Source organism: Burkholderia sp. Bp9031, from assembly GCF_003857965.1.
Lineage (GTDB): Bacteria > Pseudomonadota > Gammaproteobacteria > Burkholderiales > Burkholderiaceae > Burkholderia > Burkholderia ambifaria_A.
This window is the reverse complement of sequence record NZ_QTPW01000003.1, coordinates 303,384-330,004: the sequence shown is the minus strand read 5'-3', so window position 1 is coordinate 330,004 and position 26,621 is coordinate 303,384. Positions and strand designations below refer to the sequence as shown.

General features: G+C 68.0%; 20 protein-coding genes and 1 pseudogene. 8 read left to right on the top strand and 13 right to left on the bottom strand.

The window, feature by feature from the left end; translation table 11 throughout:
* Nucleotides 1-200: 200 nt before the first annotated feature.
* Complete coding sequence (kdgD, locus tag DIE15_RS06590) at nt 201-1,115, top strand: 5-dehydro-4-deoxyglucarate dehydratase (RefSeq protein ID WP_057925696.1); 915 nt, start codon at nt 201-203, stop codon at nt 1,113-1,115.
* 137 nt (nt 1,116-1,252) lie between these two features.
* Here kdgD and DIE15_RS06585 read toward each other — a convergent pair whose 3' ends face one another.
* Both DIE15_RS06585 and DIE15_RS06580 read right to left on the bottom strand, forming a co-directional pair.
* A complete protein-coding gene (locus tag DIE15_RS06585) occupies nt 1,253-1,804 on the bottom strand; it encodes a hypothetical protein (RefSeq protein WP_057925695.1) in 552 nt (183 codons plus the stop codon).
* 191 nt (nt 1,805-1,995) lie between these two features.
* On the bottom strand, nt 1,996-3,573 hold the full coding sequence (locus DIE15_RS06580) for an aldehyde dehydrogenase (NADP(+)) (protein WP_124832706.1): 1,578 nt from the start codon (nt 3,571-3,573) through the stop codon (nt 1,996-1,998).
* Between the two features lie 253 nt (nt 3,574-3,826).
* Here DIE15_RS06580 and DIE15_RS06575 point away from each other — a divergent pair, with 253 nt between their 5' ends.
* The gene (locus DIE15_RS06575) at nt 3,827-5,218 is read left to right on the top strand and encodes an MFS transporter (RefSeq protein WP_124832705.1); all 1,392 of its coding nucleotides are present in this window, start codon (nt 3,827-3,829) and stop codon (nt 5,216-5,218) included.
* A 62-nt stretch (nt 5,219-5,280) separates the two neighbouring features.
* Here DIE15_RS06575 and DIE15_RS06570 read toward each other — a convergent pair whose 3' ends face one another.
* Both DIE15_RS06570 and DIE15_RS06565 read right to left on the bottom strand, forming a co-directional pair.
* On the bottom strand, nt 5,281-6,006 hold the full coding sequence (locus tag DIE15_RS06570; RefSeq protein WP_057925692.1) for a site-2 protease family protein: 726 nt from the start codon (nt 6,004-6,006) through the stop codon (nt 5,281-5,283).
* Nucleotides 6,003-6,956, bottom strand: coding sequence for a DUF2167 domain-containing protein (locus DIE15_RS06565; protein WP_124832704.1), 954 nt, complete (start codon nt 6,954-6,956; stop codon nt 6,003-6,005). Before DIE15_RS06565 ends, DIE15_RS06570 begins: the two co-directional genes overlap by 4 nt.
* A gap of 256 nt (nt 6,957-7,212) precedes the next feature.
* Here DIE15_RS06565 and DIE15_RS06560 point away from each other — a divergent pair, with 256 nt between their 5' ends.
* Complete coding sequence (locus DIE15_RS06560; protein ID WP_124832703.1) at nt 7,213-8,061, top strand: helix-turn-helix domain-containing protein; 849 nt, start codon at nt 7,213-7,215, stop codon at nt 8,059-8,061.
* 234 nt (nt 8,062-8,295) lie between these two features.
* Here the strand turns inward: DIE15_RS06560 and DIE15_RS06555 are convergent, their stop codons facing one another.
* Genes DIE15_RS06555 through DIE15_RS06530 form a run of 6 tightly spaced genes read right to left on the bottom strand, consistent with a single transcriptional unit; the run spans nt 8,296 to nt 14,566 of the window.
* On the bottom strand, nt 8,296-9,507 hold the full coding sequence (locus DIE15_RS06555; RefSeq protein WP_057925689.1) for an acyl-CoA dehydrogenase family protein: 1,212 nt from the start codon (nt 9,505-9,507) through the stop codon (nt 8,296-8,298).
* The gene (locus tag DIE15_RS06550; RefSeq protein WP_124832702.1) at nt 9,504-10,361 is read right to left on the bottom strand and encodes a hypothetical protein; all 858 of its coding nucleotides are present in this window, start codon (nt 10,359-10,361) and stop codon (nt 9,504-9,506) included. Before DIE15_RS06550 ends, DIE15_RS06555 begins: the two co-directional genes overlap by 4 nt.
* A gap of 54 nt (nt 10,362-10,415) precedes the next feature.
* Nucleotides 10,416-11,072: a methionine ABC transporter permease gene (locus tag DIE15_RS06545; protein WP_057925687.1), complete on the bottom strand. Its 657-nt coding sequence runs from the start codon at nt 11,070-11,072 to the stop codon at nt 10,416-10,418.
* On the bottom strand, nt 11,065-12,258 hold the full coding sequence (locus tag DIE15_RS06540; RefSeq protein WP_124832701.1) for a methionine ABC transporter ATP-binding protein: 1,194 nt from the start codon (nt 12,256-12,258) through the stop codon (nt 11,065-11,067). The genes DIE15_RS06545 and DIE15_RS06540 overlap by 8 nt, the downstream gene beginning before the upstream one ends.
* 18 nt (nt 12,259-12,276) lie before the next feature.
* Entirely contained in the window at nt 12,277-13,695 is a 1,419-nt protein-coding gene (locus tag DIE15_RS06535; RefSeq protein ID WP_057925685.1) for an LLM class flavin-dependent oxidoreductase, read from the bottom strand.
* A 10-nt stretch (nt 13,696-13,705) separates the two neighbouring features.
* Nucleotides 13,706-14,566, bottom strand: coding sequence for a MetQ/NlpA family ABC transporter substrate-binding protein (locus tag DIE15_RS06530; protein WP_057925684.1), 861 nt, complete (start codon nt 14,564-14,566; stop codon nt 13,706-13,708).
* 412 nt (nt 14,567-14,978) lie between these two features.
* On the opposite strand from DIE15_RS06530, the gene DIE15_RS06525 reads away from it, so the two are divergent.
* The 5 genes from DIE15_RS06525 (at nt 14,979) to DIE15_RS06505 (ending at nt 21,275) form a co-directional block, all read left to right on the top strand.
* On the top strand, nt 14,979-16,343 hold the full coding sequence (locus DIE15_RS06525; RefSeq protein WP_057925683.1) for a 2-hydroxycarboxylate transporter family protein: 1,365 nt from the start codon (nt 14,979-14,981) through the stop codon (nt 16,341-16,343).
* Between the two features lie 173 nt (nt 16,344-16,516).
* Entirely contained in the window at nt 16,517-18,430 is a 1,914-nt protein-coding gene (locus tag DIE15_RS06520) for an ATP-binding protein (RefSeq protein WP_124832700.1), read from the top strand.
* Entirely contained in the window at nt 18,420-19,781 is a 1,362-nt protein-coding gene (locus DIE15_RS06515) for a sigma-54 dependent transcriptional regulator (RefSeq protein WP_124832699.1), read from the top strand. Before DIE15_RS06520 ends, DIE15_RS06515 begins: the two co-directional genes overlap by 11 nt.
* A 25-nt stretch (nt 19,782-19,806) precedes the next feature.
* Complete coding sequence (locus DIE15_RS06510; protein WP_057925680.1) at nt 19,807-20,148, top strand: DUF3579 domain-containing protein; 342 nt, start codon at nt 19,807-19,809, stop codon at nt 20,146-20,148.
* 272 nt (nt 20,149-20,420) lie between these two features.
* Nucleotides 20,421-21,275: an alpha/beta fold hydrolase gene (locus tag DIE15_RS06505; protein ID WP_124832698.1), complete on the top strand. Its 855-nt coding sequence runs from the start codon at nt 20,421-20,423 to the stop codon at nt 21,273-21,275.
* 104 nt (nt 21,276-21,379) lie between these two features.
* On the opposite strand, the pseudogene DIE15_RS06500 reads toward DIE15_RS06505, so the two are convergent.
* The 3 genes and pseudogenes from DIE15_RS06500 to ceoB form a co-directional block, all read right to left on the bottom strand.
* Nucleotides 21,380-21,635: pseudogene (locus tag DIE15_RS06500) on the bottom strand (chlorhexidine efflux transporter); the annotation flags it as partial.
* A gap of 183 nt (nt 21,636-21,818) precedes the next feature.
* On the bottom strand, nt 21,819-23,354 hold the full coding sequence (gene opcM / locus DIE15_RS06495) for a multidrug efflux transporter outer membrane subunit OpcM (protein ID WP_057925728.1): 1,536 nt from the start codon (nt 23,352-23,354) through the stop codon (nt 21,819-21,821).
* A gap of 10 nt (nt 23,355-23,364) precedes the next feature.
* Nucleotides 23,365-26,580 carry a multidrug efflux RND transporter permease subunit CeoB gene (gene ceoB, locus DIE15_RS06490; protein ID WP_124832697.1) on the bottom strand — a complete coding sequence of 1,072 codons (3,216 nt, stop codon included), beginning with the start codon at nt 26,578-26,580 and terminating at the stop codon, nt 23,365-23,367.
* Nucleotides 26,581-26,621 lie beyond the last annotated feature (41 nt).

Genomic DNA, 26,621 nt, shown 5'->3' with positions numbered 1-26,621 from the left:
GTTAGTCATCATACGACATTGAACACCCATCCGTGATGCTGCGTAAACCCTTATCCGGAAAGACCCTACCCTTTGCCAGCCAGCAAACCGCTTGCGCCGCCCTTGCTTGCGTTGTACGATGACATACAACGACATCGCCAATATGACTCGGATGCCGTGCCCGACGAACCCAGCACTCGCGCTAGACGGACGACCCAACCATGACTTCACCGCAAGAACTCAAACAGATCATCTCCCACGGCCTGCTGTCGTTTCCGCTGACGGATTTCGACGCTGACGGCAGCTTCCGCCCGACGACCTATGCCGAGCGTCTGGAATGGCTGGCGCCGTACGGCGCGACCGCGCTGTTCGCGGCCGGTGGCACCGGCGAATTCTTCTCGCTCACGCAGCGCGAGTATTCGGACGTGATCCGCGTCGCGACGGAAACCTGCAAGGGCAAGGTTCCGATCCTGGCCGGCGCCGGCGGCGCGACGCGCGTCGCGATCGAATATGCGCAGGAAGCCGAGCGCCTCGGCGCGAGCGGCGTGCTGCTGATGCCGCACTACCTGACCGAAGCCAGCCAGGAAGGCATCGCCGAGCACGTCGAGCAGGTGTGCCGCGCGCTGAAGATCGGCGTCGTGGTGTACAACCGTGCGAATTCGAAGCTGAACGCCGACATGCTCGAGCGCCTCGCCGATCGTTGCCCGAACCTGATCGGCTTCAAGGACGGCGTCGGCGAAATCGAGAGCATGGTCACGATCCGCCGCCGCCTCGGCGACCGCTTCGCGTACCTCGGCGGCCTGCCGACGGCCGAAGTCTATGCAGCCGCGTACAAGGCGCTCGGCGTGCCGGTGTACTCGTCGGCCGTGTTCAACTTCATCCCGAAGACGGCGATGGAATTCTACGAAGCGATCGCCAAGGACGACCACGCAACGGTCGGCCGCCTGATCGACGAGTTCTTCCTGCCGTACCTGAAGATCCGCAACCGTCGCGCGGGCTACGCGGTCAGCATCGTGAAGGCGGGCGCGAAGCTCGTCGGCCACGATGCGGGCCCGGTGCGCGCACCGCTCGTCGACCTGACCGACGCCGAAGTGGCCGAGCTGGACGTGCTGATCAAGAAGATGGGCCCGCAGTAAGCGGGTGCGGCCGACGTGGTGCGCTCTGCGGCGCCGCGGCCGGCCTGGTTGCCTGTTTTGCGTCGCGGCCGGCTTTTGCCGGCCGCAGTCGTTTGTGACGACAGCCGCGCGACACGCCCCGCCGCGCAGCACGCCATTCACATCTGCGCGATGACGCCGATGATCCGGTGACGCACGTTGCCGAGCTTGATCCGGGTCGCCTCGATCTGTCCCTGCGCACCCGCACGCGTGCGGGCGTTCGACTCGCCGCCCAGAATCTGTCCCAGCACGTCGCGGTCGACGACCGCATCGAAGAACCGGCCGACCGTGATCGTCGCGGACTGCTTCGCGGTCAGGAGCTGGCTGTTGGCCTGCATCAGCGCTTCCGTGCGCAGGTTCTGGTCGCGCTCGTCAATGCTGCGGCGATGCTCGAGCGCGAACACCAGCGCTTCCATGTCCTGCCTGAAGCGCCGCACGGCGAGGCCGAACATGAGCGAATGCGCGTCGGAGCCCGTGACGGGCCGCCCCTGGTTGATGGTCACGTCGAATTCGCTGCCGCCCAGGTCGCGCTGGAATTCCAGCAGCGCATTCGCGAGCACGCGGCCTTCGCTGTACTGGCCGATCCGGCTGCGCACGGCATGCGCGACGTCGCCGATCGCCTTCCACAATCCGGCGGCGAACAGGTGATCGCCGCGCTTGCTGATGTTCATCGGATGGCTCCTTGTTGGTCTTTTTACCGGTCTCTCAGGCTCGCCTGCGGGCCGGGCGGCCCGAGGCTTCGCTACTGTAGGAGAAATTCCGGCGACGCGGAAGCCGTCACGAAAAAAGCGGAGGCAGCCAGCCGGCCACCTCCGCTTTCATTCAGCAAGCGGCCGGGCTTGTGCACCGAGCCGCCGCATCCTCACTCCGCCTTCCCGTCCCGCAGCCGCGGAATCTCGAGCGGGTTGCTTTCCTGCAACCCTTCGGGCAGCAGGTCGTCCGGGAAGTCCTGGTAGCACACGGGCCGCAGGAAACGCTCGATCGCGGTCGCGCCGACCGACGTGACGGCCGGGTTCGACGTCGCCGGGAACGGCCCGCCGTGCACCATCGCGTCGCACACCTCGACGCCGGTCGGGTAGCCGTTGACGAGCAGACGCCCGGCCTTGCGTTCGAGGATCGGCAGCAGGCGGCGCGCGAGCGGCTTGTCGTCGGCGTCCATCTGCAGCGTGGCCGTCAGCTGGCCTTCCAGCGCGTCGAGCACGCGCGCGACTTCGTCGAGATCGCGGCAGCGCACGATCAGCGATGCCGGCCCGAACACCTCGTGGCTGAACGCCGGTTCGGCCAGGAACGCCTGCGCGGCGACTTCGTACAGCGCGCCGCCTGCCTGGCATTCGGTCTGCGCCGCCTCGCCCGCGCCGATTTCACGCACGCCCGGCAGTTCGGCCAGCTTGCCGCGACCGTTGCGATACGCGTCGGCGATGCCGCGCGTCAGCATCACGCCGGCCGGCTTCTTCGCGAGCGCCTGCGCGGCGACCGACTCGAAGCGGTCGAGGTCGGGGCCGTCGATCGCCAGCACGAGGCCCGGGTTCGTACAGAACTGGCCGACGCCGAGCGTGAGCGAATCGACGAAGCCGGTCGCGATCGCGTCGCCGCGCGCGGCCAGCGCGGCCGGGAACAGCACGACCGGGTTGATGCTGCTCATTTCCGCATAGACGGGAATCGGCTGCGGGCGCGCGTTCGCGAGCTGCACGAGCGCCATGCCGCCCTGCCGCGACCCGGTGAAGCCGACGGCCTGGATCGCCGGATGGCTGACGAGCGCCGCGCCGATCACGCGGCCGGGGCCGACCAGCAGCGAGAACACGCCGGCCGGCATCCCGCATTTGGCCACCGCCGCGCGAATCGCGCGACCGACCAGCTCGGACGTGCCGAGGTGCGCCTCGTGAGCCTTCACGATCACCGGGCAGCCGGCCGCCAGTGCCGACGCGGTATCGCCGCCGGCCACCGAGAACGCGAGCGGGAAGTTGCTCGCACCGAACACGACGACGGGCCCGAGCCCGACCTTCTGCAACCGCAGATCCGCGCGCGGCAGCGGCGTGCGCGCGGGCTGCGCGGGATCGATAGACGCGGCGAGGAAGCGCCCGTCGCGCACGACGCGCGCGAACAAGCGAAGCTGGCCGACGGTGCGGCCGCGCTCGCCCTGCAGCCGCGCGACGGGCAGGCCCGTTTCGGCGTGCGCGCGTTCGATCAGCGCGTCGCCGAGCGCGACGATTTCGTCGGCGATCGCCTCGAGAAACGCCGCGCGGGCCGCGAGCGGCTGCGCGCGGTACGCGTCGAAGGCGTCGCGCGCGAGCTCGCACGCGCGCTCGACGTCGGCCTGCGTCGCGACGCCGAATGCCGGCGCATCGATCGGTGCGCCCTTCGTCGGGTCGAACGCGCGCAAGGTACCTGCCGAGCCGGCCACCGCTTCGGCGCCGATCAGCATTTCTCCAGTCAGTTGCATGGGGTATGTGCTCCGTGGTTCTTCGGGAATGGTTCGTCCATTGTATCTCAACAGATACGATGTCTGCCGACAGCATTGCATCATTCTCGCCGCCTGCGAAGGCGCCGACGATACACGCGAAAGCCTTGTCCGGCCAGCGCAGCATGACTTTCCCACACTGTGACGACGATCTGCAAAGGGAAAACCCGAAGTTTCTGAATTCGGGCATTGTCAATAAACTTCCCACCATGTCATACGACGACGTATATTTAAAGTGAACAATCCCCTCCCTCCCCGCGATCTTCCGATCGATCTCGCCGGCAGTGCGCGCCGCACCGCCGTGCGCTACTGGATCCTGGCGATGCTGTTCGTCGTCACGACGCTCAACTATGCGGACCGCGCGACGCTATCGATCACCGGCACGCCGATCCGCAAGGCCTTCGGCATCGATCCGGTGACGATGGGCTACATCTTCTCGGCGTTCAGCTGGGCGTACGTGCTCGCGCAGTTGCCGAGCGGCTGGCTGCTCGACCGGTTCGGCGCGCGCCGCGTGTATGCGACGAGCATCTTTCTGTGGTCGGCGTTCACGCTGCTGCAAAGCACGATCGGCCTCGGCGGCAGCGCCGCGTTCGCGGTGACTGCGCTGTTCGTGATGCGCTTCGCGGTCGGCATCGCCGAAGCACCGGCGTTTCCCGCGAACGCGAAGGTCGTCGCGAGCTGGTTCCCGACTGCCGAGCGCGGCACGGCGTCGGCGATCTTCAACGCCGCGCAGTATTTCGCGGCGGTGGTGTTCTCGCCGCTGATGGCTTGGCTCACGCATGCGTACGGCTGGCACCACGTGTACCTGTGGCTCGGCCTCGCCGGCATCGCGCTCGCGTTCCTGTGGCTGCGCGTGATGAAGGACCCGGCCGACCATCCCGGCGTGAACCGCGCGGAACTCGAGCATATCGAGCAGGGCGGCGGCCTCGTGCGCACGACGAGCCGGCCGGCCGCGGCGCGCGGCACCGGCACGGCATCCGAGGGCAGCCGCGTCGCGGGCTGGTACTACGTGCGCCAGTTGCTGTCGAACCGGATGCTGCTCGGCGTCTATCTCGGCCAGTACTGCGTGAACGTGCTCACGTACTTCTTTCTCACGTGGTTCCCGATCTACCTCGTGCAGGCACGCGGGATGTCGCTGCTGAAGGCCGGCTTCATGACGTCGCTGCCGGCGATCTGCGGCTTCCTCGGCGGCGTGCTCGGCGGGATGCTGTCGGACACGCTGATCCGTCGCGGCGTGTCGCTGACGCTCGCACGCAAGATCCCGATCGTCGGCGGGATGCTGCTGTCGATGGTCATCATCGGCTGCAACTACGTCGACAGCGAAGTGCTGGTGATCGTGCTGATGGCCGTGTCGTTCTTCGGCAAGGGCATCGGCTCGCTCGGCTGGGCCGTCGTCGCGGACACCGCGCCGAAGGAAGCGATCGGCCTGTCGGGCAGCCTGTTCAACATGTTCGGCAACACGGCCGGCATCGTCGCGCCGATCGCGATCGGCTACCTGGTCGGCACGAGCGGCTCGTTCAACGGCGCGCTCGTGTTCGTCGGGCTGAACGCGCTCGTCACCGTGTTCAGCTATCTCGTAATCGTGAAGGACATCAAGCGCGTCGAGCTGCGTCATCGCGACGCCTGAGCATCGGCGGGAATGGAAGGAAGACGACGGCGGCGGCGCGCAAGCGCGCCGCCGTTTTTACATCAGGCCGCGGAATGCGCGACACGCAGCATGTCGTGCACGCCGGACGTCATCAGCGCGAGAAACGCGAGCAGGCCGACGTAGCAGAGCGCGTAGGTCGTCTTCGTCTCGACCGACGTCGCGTAGTACACGCGGTTCTCCGGCGCGGCGGGATCGTAGCGCCACGCGCGTTTCAGCTGCGGCAGCGCGAGAATCGCCATCACGATCAGCAGCGGGCTCGGGCGGTAGACGAACAGCGCGATCAGCACGGGCACGCCGGCGAACCAGATGCGCGGCGACAGCACCGCGGTGATGCGCCCGCCGTCGAATGGCGACAGCGGAATCATGTTGAACAGGTTCAGGAAGAAGCCCGTATAAGACAGCGCGAGCAGCAGGTTGCTGTCGTAGTGCCGCGCGGCCGCGTAGCAGGCCAGCGCGCCGAGCGTGCCGACGAACGGCCCGGCCAGCCCGACGTATGCCTCGGTTTCCGCGTCGTGCGGCATCTCCTTCAGCTGGATCCATGCGCCGACGAACGGGATGAACGTCGGCAGCCCGACGTCGAGCCCGCGCCGCTGCGCGGCCAGGTAGTGGCCGGCTTCGTGCACGAACAGCAGCGCGACGAAGCCGGCCGCGAAGCGCCAGCCGTAGAACAGCGCGTAGACCGCGATCGACGCGAGCATGGTGCCCGCCGACACGAGCACCTTGCCGAGCTTCAGGCCGCCGAAGATCAGTAGCAGCAGCTTCGTCATTCCTTGCGCTCCGTCTCCGGCGCGCCGGACGCATCGGCGACGACCGGTACCGCGGCTGCCTTCGGTTTGCGCCCGAAGAAGCGCTTCAGCCCCGCGCCGGCTGCGAGCAGCGCGACCGCGCCGATCTTGAAGAACTTCACGGCGAACGCGCCGATCACCGCGAGCAGGCCGAGCTTCTTCGCGCCGACGCCGACGATCAGCGCCGCGAGGCCGTACTCGGCGACGTGGTCGGTCGACTTGTTGAAATCGGCGTAGCGCTTGCCGTCGTTGAAGCGGATGTTCGCGAGCAGGTCATCGGCCGAGGCCTTGTACTTCGGCAGATCGGCGAGCGTCGACGCCATCGTCAGCGACAGGTAGCCGTCGCGGCCGAGCACGAGCGTCCGGTAGTTCACGCCGTCGATCTCTGCGTTCGCGGCCGCGCCCTTGTCGCGGATGATCGCGGACCACACGAGCCGGTGTGTCGCGGCGTCGTACGCAGGCGCCTTCGCCCAGCCGACCACCTCGGTTTCGGGCAGGCCGCGTTCCTTGCGCGCCGGGTTGCCTTCCTCGGTGCCGGCCTGCAGGCTCTTCAGCAATTCGTCGGGTTTCCAGTCCTTCGCGTCGTCGTCGCGGATGTAGCCGCTCGGCTCGAACGACACGACCGAAATCCAGTCGGCGTCCGGATCCTCGGGCAGCACGAGGCCGACCAGCTTCGACTCGTCGATCGAGTTGCCCATCGAGCGCAGGTAGCGGCCGGCTTCGGCCGCCGGTACGAACGATTCGCCTTCCTTCAGCTTCAGCACGGCTTCGTGCTTCACGTCGATATCGGTCGGCCCGTTCACGACGGCCTTGTTGGCGGCCGCGGCGGCGGCCCTCATTTCGACCTGTGCGGCTTCGGTTTGCGCATGGCCGCTGGTCGCGACGAGTGCGAGCATCGCCACGCAGGCGAGTCGGACGGCGAGTCTTTTCATTGTTGGATTCCCCTGGATTGCCTTGTCGTGAATGTGCGCGGCGTCCGGCCCGGGGCTTCGTGGCCGCGGGTCCGGCGCCGCCTCTCAGATGGCACGGAGGCTATGGTAACGCAGCGCCGGAGAGCGTCCGGGAACGAAATGCGGGGGTGGAAGGACGCCTCGGGGGCGGCCGGCGGATTCGGCGACGCGCGCCGGTGCGGAATGCTTACCTCGCAGGTAATGCCCGGCGCGCGCGGGATTGCCTATCATCGTGACCATGAACTCGACCGCCGCCCTCCATTCGCTCCCCCCGTCCGCCGGCCGCGCGGCCGGCATCGGCCCGCTGCTGCGCACCTGGCGTCAACGCCGGCGCCTGAGCCAGATGGCGCTTGCGCTGGAAGCGGAGGTGTCCGCGCGGCACCTGAGCTTCGTCGAATCGGGCCGCGCACAGCCGAGCCGCGACATGGTGCTGCATCTCGCGGAGCGCCTCGACGTGCCGCTGCGCGAGCGCAATGCGCTGCTCGTCGCGGCCGGCTATGCGCCGCTGTTTCGCGAGCGGCCGTTCTCCGATCCGCAGCTCGATGCGGCGCGCCACGCGGTCGAGGCCGTGCTGCGCGGCCACGAGCCCTACCCGGCGCTCGCCGTGGATCGCCACTGGACGCTGCTCGCCGCGAACCGGATGCTCGGCGCACTGGTCGCGCAGGCCGATCCGGCGCTGCTGCAGCCACCCGTCAACGTGCTGCGCCTGAGCCTGCATCCGGACGGCCTCGCGTCGCAGATCGTCAACTGGCACGAATGGCGCGCGCACATCCTGCATCGGCTGCAACGGCAGATCGACGCGAGCGGCGACCGCACGCTGCACGCATTGCGCGACGAACTCGCCGCGTATCCAGCGCCGGCCGGGCAGCCCGACGACACGCTTGCACGCACCGACTATGCGGACATCGCGGTGCCGCTGCGGCTGCGCACAGCGGCCGGCGAGCTGACGTTCTTCAGCACGACGACGGTGTTCGGCACGCCGGTCGACGTCACGCTGTCGGAGCTCGCGATCGAGGCGTTTTTCCCGGCGAATCCGGAGACGGCGGACGCGATGCGGGCACTGGCGGACGCGTCGCCAGCGCAGTAATGCACGGCGAACGAAGAACCGATGCTTCCGGCGCTCGGGCCCCCACCAGCCATCGTGCCGACCGGCCGGTGGCGAGCAGCGCATCCATGGTCGCCTTCGCTGCCGGTGTCGGCTACCGCAGGTAATCCACCCGCAGCGGCGACGCGTCAGGGAGCAGCCTCCTGACGCGGAAAGCCGGCCACCGGCGCGGCGGCGCCGATGGCGTGACGACTGGATGATCGTCCTGGGCCACCGTCACGTATAGAGCGACGCCGGCGGCAACTCCCCGGTCAGCGCAAACCGGCCGACGTCGCGCAGCCGATAGTCGAGCGGATCGTGCAGCGTATGCGTGCGTGCATTCCGCCAGAAGCGATCGAGGCCGAGCGATGCAGCCGTCGCGCGGGCGCCGCACGCATCGAACAGCGCCTCGCCGTTGGCGAGCGCCGCGCGCTGCGCGACGATCTTCGCGTCCGACACGGCGAGCGCCACCTCGGCCCGTTCGCCGGCCGTCAACGCTTCGCGCCGCGTCCATGCGCGCTGCAACTCGACGGCCGCGCGGTCGGCCAGCGATGCCGCCGCGACCGCCTGCACGCGCATGTCGCCGAAGCGCTGCAGCGTGTACGGATCGTCGCTCGCCCGCGCGACACCCGAGTGGATCCACGGCCGGCCGTGCTTCAGCACGTAGTCGCGCGCCTCGGCCAGCGCGCCCTCCGCAAGCCCGACGAACAGGTTCGTCAGCACGAGCTGCGACACCAGCGTGCGCAGCGTCGCGCGCGGCGTCGGCGGCGTCTCCGACCGGTGCAGTACATCGTCCGGCGCGAGCGTCACGCCGTCGAAGCGCACGCTGCCGCTGTCGGTCTGGCGCTGGCCGATCGGATCCCAGTCCTCGTCGACCGTCATTCCGTCACGATCGGTCGGCACCACGCCGAACACGGCGCGCCCCGTTTCCGGATCGTGCGCGGACACGGTCATCCGCTGCGAACCACGCGTGCCCGAGCAGAAGCCCTTCACGCCGTCGAGTCGATAGCCGCCGTCCGGCGTCGCGGTCGCCACCAGCCGCGTGTCGAGCGGATTGACCGCATTGCCCCACCACCAGCGATGCTCGACCGTGCCGCGCAGATAGCGTTCGCGCTGCGCCGCGCTGCCCCATACGTCGACGCTCACGACCTGCAGGACCTGAAACCCGACCAGATGCGCGAGCGCGCTGTCGACGCGCGCGATCCGCCGGATCGTGTCGTAGATCGCCGGCCATGCGGCTTCCTGTCCGCCGAATTCGCGCGGCACCGCGAGCGTCAGCAGGCCCGCATCGGCGAGCCGCTGCTTCGCGTCGGCCGCGTGACCGCCCGCGCGGTCGCGCGCGGCCGCCGTCGCGCGCAGCGCGTCGAGCGCATGCGTCAGTGCATCGGCGTCGATCGCACGTGCATCGGGATCCGGCGCAAACGTCGCCGGGCCGCGGGGATCGTTCATGCGACGGCTTCCTGCGCAATAGTTGCGTGCGCAACGACTTCGCCGGACAGCGGCACCAGCGCAGGGAGCCTGCGGCCAGTCAGCCGCGACAGGATCTCGCGCCGCCAGTCGTCGTAGATCGCGCGGTATTCGTCGATATCCGCACCGAACACGTGCGCGGTATGCGCGTATTCGTCATGCAAGTAGCCGTCGAGCCGTATCTGCGTTTCCTCGTCGGCCGCGATCACGCGGTCGATCAGCGCGTCACGCTCGGCGGTCGGCAGCGCCTTCAACGTGTCGAACCACCACCGGACGATCTGCACGCGATGCCACTCCTCGTCCGGACGGATCCGGTTTTCGCCGTGCTCGCGCATCGCACCGTCGGCGATGCGGCCGGTCTTGCGCTGAATCCACAGCTTCGCGAGGATGTGCAGCTCGTAATGCCATTCGAACGCGAGGAAGCCCGCGACGTCGCGCACCGCGATGTCGCCGATGCGTGCCCAGTGCGCGCCAACGAGCCGCTCGACCTCCGGCAGCGGATCGCGTCCCGTCAGTTCGGTCACGCGCTCGCGGCCGATCGCCGCATGCGCGCCGTCGTCGCCGAGCTGGCGCGACAGGATCAGCTGGAAATGCGGATCGTCGCGGAACAGCGTGTCGATCGCCTTCGCGACGACCTGCACGATGAACAGGTCGTGCGACGCCATCTTCGTGTAGTAGTCGGCGACGGCGGCCAGTTCGTCTTCGCCGCGCGGTTCGCGCGGCGGCGTCGCGAGCTTGGCCGGAAAGCCGGGACGATGGCGTCGCGCCACGTCCAGAAACAGCGCTTCCTCGAATTGTCCGTTCCAGTCGCGCGGTGCGCCGATGGGCAAGGTCATGGGTATCGTTCTCTCAGGGTCTTGAAGGAAGGGAGCCGGCGCTCGTGGCACCGCTCAGGTACGCCGGGTCACGCGTCGGACCAGGCGGTCGCCCGTGATCTGCACGGCCGATACGAGTGCGATCAGGATCACGATCACGGTTGCCATCACGGTGGTGTCGAAGCGCTGGTAGCCGTAGCGGATCGCGAGATCGCCGAGCCCGCCCGCACCGACGGCGCCCGCCATCGCGGTCGAGCCGATCAGCGCGACGACGGTGATCGTGAAGCCGCCAAGCATGCCGGGCAGCGCCTCCGGCAGCAGCACGTGCCATACGATATGGCGGCGTTTCGCGCCCATCGCGAGCGCGGCCTCGATCAGCCCGCGATCGACTTCGCGCAGGCTCACTTCGGCAATCCGCGCGAAGAACGGGATCGCGGCGATCGACAGCGGCACGACGGCCGCCCACACGCCGATCGTCGTGCCGATCAGCACGCGTGTGAACGGCAGCAGCGCGACGAGCAAGATGATGAACGGGGTCGAGCGGAACACGTTGACGAGCGCGCCGAGCACGGCGTTCACGCCGCGCCGCGCGTAGATGCCGCCGGGCGCGGTCGTCACGAGGATCACCGCGAGCGGGATGCCGATCAGCGCAGCAACCGCGGCCGACGCGGCGACCATCGACAGCGTGTCGCGGATCGCGTCGAGCAGTTCGGGCCACCAGAGCTCAAACATAGCCGAGCACCTCCGCGCGATTCGCATGGCGGCGCGCGCGTTCGAGCAACGCGGCGACCGCGCCGCCGCGTGCCGGCGCCTGCCCGGGTTCATCCGCGCGCGGCGCGGCAGCAATCACGAGCCGCCCCTGCGCATGCCCCTGAATCCGCTCGATGCCGCCGTGCAGGAAGCGCACCGAGCCGCCGAGCGCCGCCGCGAGCGCGCCGACGTCCGGCTCGCCGCCGCTTTCGCCCGTATAGCGGATGTCGAGCACGACCTGTGCACCGTCCGGCAGCGCGGCCTCTTCGGGCAACGGCTGCACGCGCGCGGCCAGTTCGGCCGGCAGGTCGTGCACGAGCGTGCTGAGCAGCGCGCGCGTCGCGCCGTGGCGCGGATCGCCGAACACGCGCCACACCGGGCCCGTTTCGACGACCTCGCCCTGTTCGATCACCGCGACCGTGTCGCATACCGCGCGGATCACTTCCATCTCGTGCGTGATCAGCACGATCGTCAGCCCGAGACGGCGGTTGATGTCGGCGAGCAGTGCGAGGATCGACTGGGTCGTCTCGGGATCGAGCGCCGACGTCGCCTCGTCGCACAGCAGCACCTCCGGATCGTGCACCAGCGCCCGCGCGATGCCGACGCGCTGCTTCTGGCCGCCCGACAGGCTCGCCGGATACGCATCGCGCTTCGCGGCGAGCCCGACGAGATCGAGCAGCGCATCGACCCTGCGCGTGCGCTCGGCCTTCGGCACGCCGGCGATCTTCAGCGGCAGCGCGACGTTCTCGAACACCGTCTTCGCCGACAGCAGGTTGAAATGCTGAAACACCATCCCGGTGCGGCGGCGCAGCGCGACGAGCCCGTCCTCGTCGAGCGTGCCGACGTCGATACCCTGCACGCGCACGCTGCCCGAACTCGGGCGCTCGAGGCCGTTGACGAGCCGCAGCAGCGTCGACTTGCCGGCGCCGCTGCGACCGATGATTCCGAACACTTCGCCGCGCCGCACGTCGAGCGTCACGTCGCGCAGCGCGGCGGCCTGGCCGCGCGGCGTCGCGAATACCTTGCCGACGTGTGCGAGCGACACGGCGGCGCCGTCGGCCGGCGCGGCCGCTACGTCATGCGACTCATGCTCCTCTGCGCCGACACCGGCGCCAGCCCGCACGGCGGACGTCTCGATGAAACCCAGCGTATCGAACAGTTGCGTCATCGCTTCGCTCCGTCACGTTCATGCATGCGCGGGATGCGCGGGTTCCGTTGCCGGCACGGCGGGCAGCCGGTGCTGCGCGCCCGTATGCCAGGCCGGCAGCCGTGCACCGGCGCCGAACAGTTTCTCGCGCAGCGTCGGCGCGGGATCGTAGTCTTCCTTGTAGATGCCGCGGTTCTGCAGCTCGGGCACGACCCAGTCGACGAAATCCTCGAACGACTCGGGCATCACGGTGCGCGTCAGGTTGAAGCCGTCGATGCCCGTCTCGTCGATCCACGACTGCAGTTCGTCGGCGACCTGCGACGGCGAACCGACGATCGGCGCGTAGCGGCCGCCGAGCGACATCTGTTCGAGCATCCGGCGCACGGTCCACGTGCCGGTCGTGCTCTTGCGCGAGATCGCGTCGACGGCCGACTGGATCGAATCGGTCTTCACGTACGAGATCGGTTCGTCGAGGCCGTACTTCGCGAAGTCGATGCCGGTCGAGCTCGCGAAATGCGCGAGGCCGGCTTCGGGGCTCGCGTAGCGCCGGTATTCGTCGAACTTCTCGCGCGCGAGCCGCTCGGTCTCCGCCGTCACGACACTCACGCCCGCGAAGATCTTGATCGACGCCGGATCGCGCCCCTGCCGCACGGCGGCCGCGCGGATGTCGAGCGCCGCCGCGCGCGCAGCAGCCTTGCTCTGCCCGTTCACGAACACGCACTCCGCATGCCGCCCCGCGAACTCGACGCCGCGCGCGGACGAACCGGCCTGGTACAGCACCGGCGTGCGCTGCAGCGACGGTTCGCTCAGGTGGATCGCATCGATCGAATAGAACGGCCCGTCGTGCTTCACGCGCCGCACCTTGCCCGGTTGCGCGAACACGCGCGCCTGCGTGTCGCGGATCACCGCGTCGTCGTCCCAGCTCCGTTCCCACAGCTTGTAGACGACGTCCATGTAGTCGTCCGCGCGTTCGTAGCGGTCGTCGTGACCGATCTGCTGCGCGAGGCCCATTCCGCGTGCGGCGCTGTCGAGATAGCCGGTCACGATGTTCCAGCCGACGCGCCCCTTCGTCAGGTGGTCGAGCGTCGACATCCGGCGCGCGAACAGGTAAGGCGGTTCGTAGGTCAGGTTCGCGGTCACGCCGAAGCCGAGATGTTGCGTGACCTGCGCCATCGCGGGCACGAGCAGCAGCGGATCGTTGACGGGCACCTGCACCGATTCGCGCAGCGCGGCATCCGGGCCACCGCCGAACACGTCGTACACGCCAACGATGTCCGCGAGAAAGATCCCGTCGAACTTGCCGCGTTCGAGCGTCTTCGCGAGATCGGCCCAGTAGTCGAGATCGGTGTAGTGCGCGGAGCGGTCGCGCGGATGCGTCCACAGACCGTGGTTGATGTGCCCGACGCAATTCATGTTGAACGCGTTGAGCAGGATCTTCTTGCGGTTCGCCGTCGTCATGTCGCCTCCGTCACCACGCGATCGCGTACAGCGAGCCGAACGCGTTGTCGAGCGCACGGCGCACCGCGGGCGAGTGCTGGTAGATCGCGATGAACTGGCGGATGCGCGGATCGTTCACGCTCTCGGGCCGCACGACCCACTGGATCGCGAAATTCTTGTTCTCGGTGCCGTCGAACAGCAGCGCGCTGTTCGGGTCGGCCGTGCCGGCAAGCTTGATGAAGCTCGGGTAGCCCTGCGCGAGGTCGACGTCGTCGAGCGAGCGCGCGAGCTGCGACGCCTCGAGCGGAATGATCTTCAGGTGCTTCGGGTTGGACACGATGTCGTGCGTCGTCGCGCGGTAGTCGGCACCCGGCTTCAGCGTGATGAGGCCCGCGCGCTGCAGCAGCAACAGCCCGCGCCCGCCGTTCACCGGATCGTTCGCGATCGCGACGCGCGCGCCGTCCTTCAGCTCGGCGAAACGTTTCACCTTCTTCGAATAGAGGCCGATCTTCATGATCGTGCCCGGTGCGATCGACACGAAGTCGTAGCCGCCCTGCTTCTTCGCGTTCTCGAGAAACGGGATGTGCTGGAAGTAGTTGACGTCGATGTCCTTGTTCGCGAGCGCCGCGTTGGGCGTATTCCAGTCGGTGAACTCGACGATCCGCACGTCGAGCCCCTGCGCCTTCGCCTCCTTCGCGGCGATCTTCAGCGCTTCGATCTGCGGGCTCGTCGAGATGCCGACCTTCAGCGGCGCGGTGTCGGCGCGCGCGCCGCCCGGCAGCGCGACGCCGAGCAACACCGCGAGCAGCGCGGCCGTCAGCAGCCGGGCCGGCCGGATGAGCCTTACGACACGGCTGGCGGAAAAGGGGGCGGAAAAAACGGCATGCAGCATGGGACCACTCTCCTGTCCAAAGACGGTATCGACGGATGAGCGACGCCGCGGCGAACGCGCGGGCGTTCTCCGGACAGTCGTCGTCGCATCGGAAAAGGATCAGCCGATGATAGAGAGCGGCGGGAAGGCGGTCTACGAAGCGATTGTGCGAAGAAAATCGCGCGCGGCGATATGGCACGCGATCAGGGCCGGCCGCCCGGCCGCCCGGCCGAAATCTCGGCCTGTGCGCCGGGCGGATTCCGAAATCTCGGCCAGCCTGGGCTGAAGCCATTTCATCAGACGACACAAATCCCTTATGAATCAAAGAATTAAAAATATTCCGGCAGACCGGATTTCTGGCACGGGGGTTGCGTAATAGACGGCACACGATGCCGCGAAGCCATGCTGGCATTCCAACATCAGGAGACACGTCTTGCAGACATCTATCCATACCCAATCCAGTCCGGAGCCGATTTCCGAGGCCGGTCCCGCTACGCGCGAACGCTTCTGGCCGGAAGGCTGGTGGAAGCTGATGGAAATCCGCATCGGCATCATCCCGCTGCCGGTCTACGTGATCCTGTTCGGGCTGATCGTCGGCTTCGCGGTCACGGGCAAGGTGCCCGGCGAGATTTCGATGGCGATCGCCGTGCTGGCGTTCTTCGGCTTCACATGCGCGGAACTCGGCAAGCGCCTGCCGCTCCTGCGCAACATCGGCGCGGCCGCGATCTTCGCGACCTTCGTGCCGTCGGCGCTCACCTACTACCACGTGCTGCCGAAGCCGGTGCTGAACCTCACCGTCGAGTTCACGAAGTCGACGAACTTCCTGTACCTGTTCATCGCGTCGATCATCGTCGGCAGCATCCTGAGCATGGACCGGCGCGTGCTGATCCAGGGCTTCGTGAAGATCTTCATCCCGCTCGCCGCCGGCTCGGTCGCGGCCGCGATCGTCGGCACGGCGGTCGGCACCGCGCTCGGCCTCGGCGCGCGCCACACGCTGCTGTACATCGTCGTGCCGATCATGGCGGGCGGCGTCGGCGAAGGCGCGATTCCGCTGTCGATCGGCTATTCGGAACTGATGCACCTGCCGCAAGGCGAGATGTTCGCGATGGTGCTGCCGCCGGTGATGCTCGGCAGCCTGACCGCGATCATCCTGTCGGGCGCGCTCGACATGCTCGGCAAGCGCCTGCCGCACCTGACCGGCAACGGCCGCCTGCAGGTCGGCGAAAACGGCGACATGACGCCGGAAAACGAAGAGATCCGCGGCCACGTCGACGTCACGCACATCGCGGGCGCCGGCATCACGGCGATCACGCTGTACCTCGTCGGCCTGATGGCACACAAGCTGTTCGGCCTGCCCGCGCCGGTCGCGATGCTGTTCCTCGCAGTGCTGGTGAAGCTCGCGCGCGCCGTGTCGCCGCCGCTGCAGGAAGGCGCATTCGTCGTCTACAAGTTCTTCTCGACCGCCGTCACGTATCCGCTGCTGTTCGCGATCGGCGTCGCCATGACGCCGTGGGACAAGCTGACCGCCGCCTTCACGATCGTCAACGTCGTCACGATCGTGTCGACCGTCGCGACGCTGATGGGCACCGGTTTCGTGGTCGGCCGCCTGCTGAAGATGTACCCTATCGACACCGCAATCGTGAACGCCTGCCACAGCGGGCAAGGCGGCACCGGCGACGTCGCGATCCTGACCGCCGCGAACCGGATGCAGCTGATGCCGTTCGCGCAGATCGCGACGCGCATCGGCGGCGCGATCGTCGTCACGGTAACGCTGATCCTGGTCGCGCACTTCGGATGATGCGCGGCCGCGCGCACCGTCGCGCAGGCTGCTTCGCACGCGCCGCCGCCGGCTCTGCCGGCGCGCGGCGCGCGTCGTTCCAGCGGGGCGATTGCGGAGGGCCGGTCGCGAAAGGTTGGTTGCGGACGGCCGGTTGCGGACGGCCGGTTGCGGACGGCCGGTTGCGGGCTTCGATGAGGGCGAACGTGCAGAAGAGCTTCAAGGGAATCCCGTGGTGGGGCTGGGCGTCGGCCGCCGTGCTGTATGTCGGCGTGGCGGGCGCGGCGGTCGATTTCGCGTGGGAACGCGCGATCGACGCGCTCGAGGAAACCGGCGCGCACCGGCTCGACTTGTATGCGTCGAGCCTGAAGAGCGAGCTCGGCCGTTTCGAGATCCTGCCCGGCCTGGTCGCGCGACAGGATGGCGTGCGCGCGCTGCTGAAGGCCGCGCCGCAGGACCGCACCGCGCTCGCTCACACGGTGAACACGTATCTCGAGGCCGTGAACCGCGACGCAGGCAGCGGCGCCGTCGACGTGATCGACCTGCGCGGAGAAGTGATCGCCGCCAGCAACTGGAACGAGACGATCAGCTTCGTCGGCACGAACGTGTCATACCGGCCGTACTTCAAGGACGCCCTCGCGCACGGCAGCGGCCGCTTCTTCGGGATCGGCACCAATACCGGCGTGCCGGGCGTCTACTTCGCGAGCGCGGTGCGCGACGGCGGCGTGCCGATCGGCGCGGCGGCAGTGAAGATCAGCGTCGACCCGCTCGAATCCGCGTGGCGCGCGCCGGGCGTCGCGGCGATGGTAGTCGACGGCAACGGCGTGGTCGTGATCTCGACCGAGCCGGCGTGGAAATTCACCGCGCTGCGCCCGATCACCGCGCAGCAGCAGCGCGACATCCAGGCGTCGCGGCAATACGCGGGCCGCACGGTCGACGTGCTGCCGTACCGCCACATCGGCGACCGCAGCGCTGCCGCGTGGTTCGGCACGTTCCCCGACCCGCGTCACACCGGCCGCAACACGCGCTATCTCGTGATGTCGCGCCCCGCACCGCAGGCTGGCGATTCGCTGATGGTGCTGCTCGACATCGCCGGCGCGCGGCGCCAGCAACAGACCGCGTTCGTGTTCGTCACCGGCGCGTTTCTGATCGCCGCACTGCTGGTCGGCTACGCGATCCAGCGCCGCCGGGCGATCGTCGCGCGGCTGAACGCGCAGGACGCGCTGCGCCGCGCGAACGACCGGCTCGAGCTGACCGTCGCGCAGCGCACCGCTGCGCTGACGGCCGCGAACGAGCAGATGCAGCGCGAGATCGTCGAACGCGAACGCACCGAGCAGCGGCTGCGCGATTCGCAGCAGGAAGTCGTGCATGCGGGCAAGCTCGCGGTGCTCGGGCAGATGGCGGCCGGCCTCACGCACGAGCTGAACCAGCCGCTCGTCGCGATCCGCACGCTGTGCGACAACGCGCGCACGTTCTTCGAGCGCGGCCAGCCGGCACCGGCGTACGCCAATCTCGAACGAATCGGCAAGCTCGTCGACAGCATGGCCGTGCTCACCGGCGAGCTGAAGACCTTCGCGCGCAAGCCCGACGTCGAGCGCGTCGCCGTGTCGCTGAACGAGGCCGTCGCGCATGCGCGGCTCATCTACGATGCGCGGATCCGCGACGAAAGCGTGCAGCTCGACGTGAACATCGTGCCGGGCACGACGGTGTCCGCCGAATCGAGCCAGCTGCAGCAGGTGATCGTGAACCTGCTCGGCAACGCGCTCGACGCGGTGCACGACGCGCCCGTGCGGCGCATCGTCATCGAAGCCGCCAAGGCGGACGAATCCGACGATTCGGACGATGCGGACGAAGCCGGTCGCGTGCGCTTCACCATCGCCGACAGCGGCGCCGGCATCGCGCCCGAGGTGCTGCCGCACCTGTTCGAGCCGTTCGTCACCACCAAGCCGCGCGGCCAGGGCCTCGGGCTCGGCCTCGCGATCACGTCCCGCATCGTCGAGGCGTTCGGCGCGAAGATCGCCGCGACGAACCGCGACGCAGGCGGCGCGCAGTTCACCATCGAATTCGCGGCGGCGACGCCGCAACAAAGGACAGAGCATGGAAGATGAGATTCGCGTGCTGGTCGTCGAGGACGATGAAAACGTCCGGATCGGCGTCGAGCAGGCCGTCGCGCTCGCCGGGTTCCCGGTCGACGCGTTCGCGTCGGCCGCCGACGCGCTCGCGCACGTCGCGCCCGGCGCGCCCATCGTGATCGTGTCGGACGTGCGGATGCCGGGCATCGACGGGCTGCAGCTGCTCGAGCGCGTGATGACCGTCGATGCGCAGATCCCGGTCGTGCTGATCAGCGGCCACGCCGACATCTCGACGGCCGTCGGCGCGATGCAGGACGGCGCGTACGACTTCATCGAGAAGCCGTTTTCGTCGGACGTGATCGCCGGCCGCGTCGCGCGCGCGGTCGAAAAGCGCCGGCTCACGCTCGAGGTGCAGGGGCTGCGCGCGGCGCTCAACAACTGGCAGGGCATCGAGGCGTTCGTGCTCGGCAAGTCGCCCGCGATGGCCGACGTGCGCAAGAAGATCCTGCGCCTCGCCGATACGTCGGTGTCGGTGCTGATCACCGGCGAGACGGGCACCGGCAAGGAACTGATCGCGCGCAGCCTGCACGACTTCGGCGGACGGCGCGATGCGCATTTCGTCGCGCTGAACTGCGGCGGCCTGCCCGAGCAGGTCTTCGAGAGCGAGCTGTTCGGCCATGAGGCCGGCGCATTCACCGGCGCGATCAAGAAGCGCATCGGCAAGATCGAATGGGCGCACGGCGGCACGCTGTTCCTCGACGAGATCGAGACGATGCCGATTCCGCTGCAGATCAAGATGCTGCGCGTGCTGCAGGAGCGCGTGGTCGAGCGGCTCGGCGCGAACGAGCTGATTCCGGTCGACTGCCGTGTCGTCGCCGCGTCGAAGGCCGATCTCGCCGAGCTCGCGGCCGACGGACGCTTCCGCGCCGACTTGCTGTATCGGCTCAACGTCGCGCAGATCGAGCTGCCGCCGCTGCGCGAGCGGCGCGAGGATGTGCCGCTGCTGTTCGAGCATTTCGTGCTCGCGGCCGCGCGGCGCTTCGGACAGCCGGCACCCATCGTCACGGCTGCGCAGGTGTCCGAACTGATGACGCATGCATGGCCCGGCAACGTGCGCGAACTGCAGAACGTGGCCGACCGCTTCGTGCTCGGCCTGACCGGCGACAGCCTGCTGTCGTCGGGCGGCGCACCCGCGACGGGCGGCACGCTCGCGGAGCAGCTCGCGTATTTCGAGCGGATGCTGATCGAGGACATGCTGCGGCGTCACAACGGCAACGTTGCGGACGCAAGCGTCGCACTCGGCATGCCGAAGAAGACGCTCTATCACAAGCTGCGCAACCTGCGGATTCCCGCGCGCGGCGACGCTGCCGCCGACGGCGGCGAATGACGCGAACGAGGATACGCACATCAGCATGGATCGCATCGACATCACCGAACACGACCGCCTCATGGGCCAACCCCGCGGCCACCTGATCCGCGGCGTGACCCGCGCGCAGAAGACCTTCCGCCCGAGCGACTGGCCCGAACGGCTCGCGGGCGTCATCACGCTGTTCGTCGGCGAACGGCGGCCCGGCTATCCGTGCGCGCTGTCGCGGCTCGCGATGCCGGTCGTCGACGGCGGCGTCAAATGCCTGGTCGTGTCGGACGAATTGCGCGACGTGTGTGCGGATGCGTTCGACTTCGCGATGCAGTTCGCCGCCGACAACGACCTTCCCGTCGAGCTTCAGACCGCGCCCGCGCTGGCGGTGCGGTGACGGGCGGGCCGCGTTCGGCGGCCCTTCTTTCTCCCTTTCTCCCCTTTTTCCTCGCGCCCCGATGCGCGTGTGCGCAGGCATTCGCACGCGTTTTCAACCGAGAAATCAATCGTCGGATGATTGAAAGATTCGACACATCACCACGCCCCGACAAGGGTTTTCAGCCGAGCCATCAATAAAATTGATCGTGACGATGAAAATTATGCGTTTTCCTTGCAGGTCGCCGTGATGCATAGTTGCGTCGTGTTGACGCACCTTTGAGTCTTTCAGCCATGAACATGCGAATCGAGCCTTCGGTGCTCGCGAACCCCGACCTGCAATTTGCGACGCTTTCGTCGGGCATCAGCCTGCCGTATGTCGAGCGGGGCAGCGGCGCGCCGATGGTGTTCGTGCACGGATCGTTGTGCGACTACCGTTACTGGGATCCGCAACTCGCCTCGCTGTCGGCGCACTACCGCTGCATCGCACCAAGCCTGAGCCACTACTGGCCGGCCGTCGAAGCGGGCATCCAGGACGAGTTCAGCTGGCAGAACCACGTCGACGAGCTCGCCGAATTCATCGACGCGCTCGATCTCGGCCCCGTGCATCTGGTCGGCCATTCGCGTGGCGGCAGCATCGCGTTCAACGTCGCACGCCAGCATCCGCAGCTCGTCGACACGCTCACGCTCGCCGATCCGGGCGGCCCGCTGCAGCAGCAGCCGGGCGTGCGCGAAGCCGCGCTGCCGGCTGCCGCGATCGCACTGCGCACGAAGGCCGTGAACCTGATCGGTCAAGGCGAAGTCGAAACCGGCCTCGAGATGTTCGTCGATTCGGTGAGCCTGCCCGGCGCATGGAAGAAGAGCACGTCGCGCTTTCGCACGATGGCGATCGACAACGCAAGCACGCTGCCGAAGCAGCTGCGCGATCCGCTGCCCGCCTATTCGCAGCACACGGCATCGGATATCGCATGCCGCACGCTGCTGATCGACGGCCAGCGCAGCCCGAAGATGTTCCGCAACAACGTCGACACGCTGTCGCAGTGGATCGGCGATGCACAACGGCAGACCGTCGCCGGTGCGTCGCACGGGATGAACGCGGCGAGCCCCGCGGTGTTCAACCGTTACGTGCACGAGTTCGTCGCCGCGTAAGGTTCACGCGCGGCTCGCGGGCGGCATGCGCGCCGCCCGTTACCCCCCTCTCTTCCGAAACGAAACGATGCGGGCTGGCCCGTGTCGATTCGTTTTCCTATCCGTTACGCGACCGGCTCGGCCTTGCGCGTCACCGCATCCGGCAATCCGAACACGCTGTCGAACGACCCGTTGCACGCGAACGTGAAGATCGGGAAGAACACGATCGGCACCGCATCGTAGCGGAACGCCTGCGGCAGCGACACGTCGAGCCACCACGCGCTCAGCGGGATCAGGCACGTCACCAGCGATCTGGAATCCGATCGCGTGCCAGACGCGCCGCCCGACGGTGCGCGTGGTTTCCGCTCGCCGACGTTCCCACGGGTGCGTGCGGCGGGGCACCGCCGCACGCACCGTTCGCCGGTGCTGCACGAGATTGACCGTTAGTTGCGATATCAGCCCGACGCTCCATGAAAAACCCCCGGTCACGCAGGCCTGAGCCTGCATGCCGGGGGCTTCGATTCGCGACCGACGGCCGGGGCGACGAATCGCCGCCGTTCACGCTCAGCGCGCAGCCACCTCCGCCTGGCCCGTCGCCGCATCGCCGACCGCCACCGGCGCCGCCCCCCAACCGCCGCCCAGCGCACGAATCAGGTTCACGGTCGACACCGCCTGCGCACCGGTCAGCTGGTTCGCCTGCAATTGCGACTGCAGCACCGAGCGCTCGCTGTCGATCACGTCGAGATAGGCCACTTCGCCTTCCTGATACTGCGTACGCGACAACGTCGCCGCCCGGCGCGACGCATTGACCGCCGCATCCTGTGCGCGAATCTGGTCGTCGAGCAGACGCAGATCGGCGAGATTGTCCTCGACCTCGCGGAACGCGACGAGCACCTGCTGCCGGTAGTTCGCGACCTGCTCGTCGTACTGCGCGCGCGCCTGCTGCACGCCGGCCGCACGCCGTCCGCCGTCGAACAGCGGCAGCGTCAGCGCGGTACCGGCGAACGGCCCGAGCAGGAACGTGCGGCTCGACCACAGGAACAGGTTGCCGAGCGTCGACGCCTCATACCCGAACGCACCCGTGATATCGAGCTTGGGGAAGTACGCCGACTTCGCGAGACCGATCCGCGCATTCGCGGCCGCCATCGCACGCTCGGCCGCCGACACGTCCGGGCGCCGTTCGAGCAGCGCGGACGGCAGGCCCGCGGGGATCTTCACCGCGACCGGCACGATCGGCGTCTCCTTGAACGCGAAGTCCGCAGGCGCCTTGCCGAGCAGGATCGCGAGCGCATGCTCGGACGCCGCGCGGCGGCGCGCGACGCCGACCGCATCGGCCTGCGCGGTCGCCAACTCGTTCTTCGCACGCGACACGTCGAGTTCGCTGATGTCGCCTTCGTTGAAGCGGCGCTGCACGAGCTTCAGCGCCTGGTCACGCAGTTCGACCGTGCGACGGTACAGGTCCTGATCCGAGTCGAGCTGGCGCAATTCGAAGTAGTTCTGCGCGACGTCCGCCTGCAGCGCGAGCTGCACCGAGCGGAACAGCGCTTCGCTCTGCGCCTGGTCGGCACGCGACGCCTCGACGTTGCGGCTCACGCGGCCGAACAGGTCGGCCTCGTAGGACACCGTGCCCTGTGCGCGCCACAGCGTCGCGGTGGTCGGGCCCGTGCCCTGCGGCTGGAACTGCGACGCCGACGACAGCCCCTCGCGCGTCGGCCCGAACCCGGCGCCGACCTGCGGGAACCACTGCGAGCGCGCGGTGCGGGTCGCCGCACGCGCTTCCTCGACGCGCGCGGCCGCGGCCTTCAGGTTCTGGTTGGCGGCGAGCGCCTGCGACTCGAGCGCGTCGAGCACCGGATCGCCGAACGCCTTCCACCATTCGCCGCGATGCTCGCCGTCGGCCGGTTCGGCGGTCTTCCACGTGCCGGCCTGTTCGCCGGCCGCGAGCGTCGGCGCTTCCTTGAACGCCGCGGGCGTCGACACATCCGGGCGCTTGTAGTCGGGCCCCACCGCGCACGCGGCGAGCAGCGTCGCGAGCAGGGTGCTCGCGGCCGCCACCTTCGCGAAGCGCATCAGGCCAATCGAGTTGTACATGTTGTCCATCTTGTTTTCCTCAAGCATCCGAAGCCGGCACGCCCGTAGCCGGCGCACCCGAAGGCGACACGCCATAGCCGGCCGAGTCCTTGCCGGCGACGTGGATCTTGCCGCCCGCCAGCGTGCGCAGCACGACATAGAACACCGGCGTCAGCATCAGCCCGAACAGCGTCACGCCGAGCATCCCGAAGAACACCGCGATACCCATCGCATGCCGCATCTCGGAGCCCGCGCCCGTCGACGTGACGAGCGGCACGACGCCCATGATGAATGCGATCGACGTCATCAGGATCGGGCGCAACCGCAGGCGGCTCGCCTCGATCGCGGCCTCGAGCGGCGTCCTGCCGTCATGCTCCAGTTCACGTGCGAATTCGACGATCAGGATCGCGTTCTTCGCCGACAGCCCCACCAGCACCATCAAGCCGATCTGCGTGAAGATGTTGTTGTCGCCCTGCGTAAGCCACACGCCCGTGAGCGCCGACAGAATGCTCATCGGCACGATCAGGATCACCGCCAGCGGCAGCGTCAGGCTTTCGTACAGCGCGGCGAGCACGAGGAACACGAGCAGCACGCTGATCGGGAACACCCACATCGCCGAATCGCCCGCGAGGATCTGCTGGTACGTGAGGTCGGTCCATTCGAACCGCACGCCACGCGGCAGCGTTTCATGCGCGATGCGTTCGATCGCGGCCTGCGCCTGCCCCGACGAGAAGCCCGGCGCCGGGCCGCCGTTGATGTCGGCCGCCGTGTAGCCGTTGTAGCGCACGACCATTTCCGGACCGAACGTCGGCGTCACGGTGACGAGCGACGACAGCGGCACCATTTCGCCCTTGTCGTTGCGCGTCTTCAGCTGCAGGATGTCGTCCGCGCGCTGACGGAACGGCGCATCGGCCTGCACGCGCACCTGGTACACGCGTCCGAAGCGATTGAAGTCGTTCACGTACAGCGAACCGAGATACACCTGCATCGTGTTGAACACGTCGGTGACCGGCACGCCGAGCTGCTTCGCCTTCACGCGGTCGAGATCGACGTTCAGCTGCGGCACGTTGATCTGGTAGCTCGTGAACAGCGGACCGAGTTCCGGCGCCTGCTGCGCACGCTTGATGAAGTCGTTGGTCGCATCCGACAGCTTCGCGTAGCCGACCGCGCCGCGATCCTCGATCTGCATCTTGAACCCGCCGAGCGTGCCGAGGCCGAGCACCGGCGGCGGCGGGAACACCGCGACGAACGAGTCCTTGATCGCACCGTATTTCTGGTTCAGCGCACCGGCGATCGCACCGGCCGACAGCGCCTTGCCGTGCCGTTCCGAGAACGGCTTCAGCGTGACGAACACGATGCCCGCGCTCGAGCTGTTGGTGAAGCCGTTCACCGACAGCCCCGGGAACGCCACCGCGCTCTCCACGCCCGGCTGCTTCAGCGCGATCGAGCCCATGTCGCGAATCACCTTCTCGGTGCGGTCGAGCGACGCGCCGTTCGGCAACTGCGCGAACGCGATCAGGTATTCCTTGTCCTGCGCGGGCACGAAGCCGCCCGGCACGACCTTCGACACGAGCACGGTCGCGCCCACCAGCACGAGGTACACGCCGAGCATCAGCGTCTTGCGCGACAGCACGCCGCGCACGCCGCGGCCGTAGTTCTCCGCGCCGCGATGGAACACCTTGTTGAAGCGCTTGAAGAAGCCGCCGAGCACGCGGTTCATCACGCGCGTGAGCCAGTCTTCCTTGTCGCCATGCCCCTTCAGCAGGATCGCGGCCAGCGCCGGCGACAGCGTGAGCGAGTTGAACGCCGAGATCACCGTCGAGATCGCGATGGTCATCGCGAACTGCTTGTAGAACTGGCCGGTCAGGCCCGACATGAACGCGAGCGGCACGAACACGGCGACGAGCGTCAGCGCGATCGCGATGATCGGCCCGCTCACCTCCTGCATCGCCTTGTAGGTCGCCTGCCGCGCGTTCATCCCGCTTTCGATGTTGCGCTCGACGTTCTCGACCACCACGATCGCATCGTCGACCACGATACCGATCGCGAGCACCATCCCGAACAGCGACAACGCGTTGATCGAATAGCCGAAGCCGAGCAGCAGCGAGAACGTGCCGATGATCGACACCGGCACCGCGATCAGCGGAATCAGCGATGCGCGCCAGGTCTGCAGGAACACGATCACGACGATCACGACCAGCGCGATCGCTTCGAGCAACGTGTGCGCCACAGCCTTGATCGACGAACGCACGAACTGCGTCGGGTCATAGACGATCTTGTAGTCGACGCCCGCCGGCATGTCCTGCTTCAGCTCGGCCATCGTCTTGCGCACTTCGTCGGAGATCTGCAGCGAGTTCGCGCCCGGCGACTGGTTGATCGCCATCGCGACGGCCGGCTTGTTGTCGAGCAGCGAGCGCAGCCCGTATTCGGACGCGTCGAGCTGGATCCGCGCGATGTCGCGCAGGTGCGTGACGCCGCCGTCCGGCGTCGTCTTCACGACGATGTCGCCGAACTCGTCTTCCGTCTGCAGACGGCCGCGCGCGTTCACCGACAGCTGCAGCGGCGTGCCGGGCAGCGACGGCGATGCACCGATCACGCCGGCCGCGACCTGCACGTTCTGCTCGCGGATCGCCTGCACGACGTCCTCGGCCGATAGCCCGCGCTGCGCGACCTTCTGCGGATCGAGCCACACGCGCATCGCGTAGTCGCCCGAACCCCACAGCTGCACCTGGCCGACGCCCTGGATCCGCGACAGGCGATCCTTCACGTTGATCAGCGCGTAGTTGCGCAGATAGGTCATGTCGTAGCGGTTGTCCGGCGAGATCAGGTGGACCACCATCGTCAGCGTCGGCGAGCTCTTCACCGTCGTGATGCCGAGCCGCTGCACGTCTTCCGGCAGGCGCGGCAGCGCCTGGTTCACGCGGTTCTGCACGAGCTGCGTGGCCTTGTCCGGATCGGTGCCGAGCTTGAACGTGACGGTGATCGTCATGTTGCCGTCGCTGTTCGCTTGCGACTGCATGTAGAGCATGTCCTCGACGCCGTTGATCTGCTCCTCGAGCGGCGACGCGACCGTCTCGGCGATCACTTTCGGGTTCGCGCCCGGGTACTGCGCCTTCACGATCACGGAAGGCGGCACGACTTCCGGATACTCGGAGATCGGCAGCAGGAACATCGCGATCACCCCGCCGAGCAGGATGATCACCGATAGGACTCCTGCGAAGATCGGCCGGTCGATAAAGAATTTGGAAATGTTCATGGGTTGCTCTGTCTGGTTGAACGCGGATGCGAAGCGGCTGG

What these genes read in the sequence shown, in the direction of transcription:
- DIE15_RS06560 (WP_124832703.1), top strand. Translation starts at nt 7,213, where the DNA reads ATGAACTCGACCGCCGCCCTCCATTCGCTCCCCCCGTCCGCCGGCCGC.
- DIE15_RS06545 (WP_057925687.1), bottom strand. Translation starts at nt 11,072, where the DNA reads ATGTTTGAGCTCTGGTGGCCCGAACTGCTCGACGCGATCCGCGACACG.
- DIE15_RS06540 (WP_124832701.1), bottom strand. Translation starts at nt 12,258, where the DNA reads ATGACGCAACTGTTCGATACGCTGGGTTTCATCGAGACGTCCGCCGTG.
- DIE15_RS06520 (WP_124832700.1), top strand. Translation starts at nt 16,517, where the DNA reads ATGAGGGCGAACGTGCAGAAGAGCTTCAAGGGAATCCCGTGGTGGGGC.
- DIE15_RS06505 (WP_124832698.1), top strand. Translation starts at nt 20,421, where the DNA reads ATGAACATGCGAATCGAGCCTTCGGTGCTCGCGAACCCCGACCTGCAA.
- DIE15_RS06510 (WP_057925680.1), top strand. Translation starts at nt 19,807, where the DNA reads ATGGATCGCATCGACATCACCGAACACGACCGCCTCATGGGCCAACCC.
- DIE15_RS06515 (WP_124832699.1), top strand. Translation starts at nt 18,420, where the DNA reads ATGGAAGATGAGATTCGCGTGCTGGTCGTCGAGGACGATGAAAACGTC.
- ceoB (WP_124832697.1), bottom strand. Translation starts at nt 26,580, where the DNA reads ATGAACATTTCCAAATTCTTTATCGACCGGCCGATCTTCGCAGGAGTC.
- DIE15_RS06550 (WP_124832702.1), bottom strand. Translation starts at nt 10,361, where the DNA reads ATGACCTTGCCCATCGGCGCACCGCGCGACTGGAACGGACAATTCGAG.
- DIE15_RS06535 (WP_057925685.1), bottom strand. Translation starts at nt 13,695, where the DNA reads ATGACGACGGCGAACCGCAAGAAGATCCTGCTCAACGCGTTCAACATG.
- DIE15_RS06530 (WP_057925684.1), bottom strand. Translation starts at nt 14,566, where the DNA reads ATGCTGCATGCCGTTTTTTCCGCCCCCTTTTCCGCCAGCCGTGTCGTA.
- DIE15_RS06580 (WP_124832706.1), bottom strand. Translation starts at nt 3,573, where the DNA reads ATGCAACTGACTGGAGAAATGCTGATCGGCGCCGAAGCGGTGGCCGGC.
- kdgD (WP_057925696.1), top strand. Translation starts at nt 201, where the DNA reads ATGACTTCACCGCAAGAACTCAAACAGATCATCTCCCACGGCCTGCTG.
- DIE15_RS06570 (WP_057925692.1), bottom strand. Translation starts at nt 6,006, where the DNA reads ATGACGAAGCTGCTGCTACTGATCTTCGGCGGCCTGAAGCTCGGCAAG.
- DIE15_RS06555 (WP_057925689.1), bottom strand. Translation starts at nt 9,507, where the DNA reads ATGAACGATCCCCGCGGCCCGGCGACGTTTGCGCCGGATCCCGATGCA.
- DIE15_RS06585 (WP_057925695.1), bottom strand. Translation starts at nt 1,804, where the DNA reads ATGAACATCAGCAAGCGCGGCGATCACCTGTTCGCCGCCGGATTGTGG.
- opcM (WP_057925728.1), bottom strand. Translation starts at nt 23,354, where the DNA reads ATGGACAACATGTACAACTCGATTGGCCTGATGCGCTTCGCGAAGGTG.
- DIE15_RS06565 (WP_124832704.1), bottom strand. Translation starts at nt 6,956, where the DNA reads ATGAAAAGACTCGCCGTCCGACTCGCCTGCGTGGCGATGCTCGCACTC.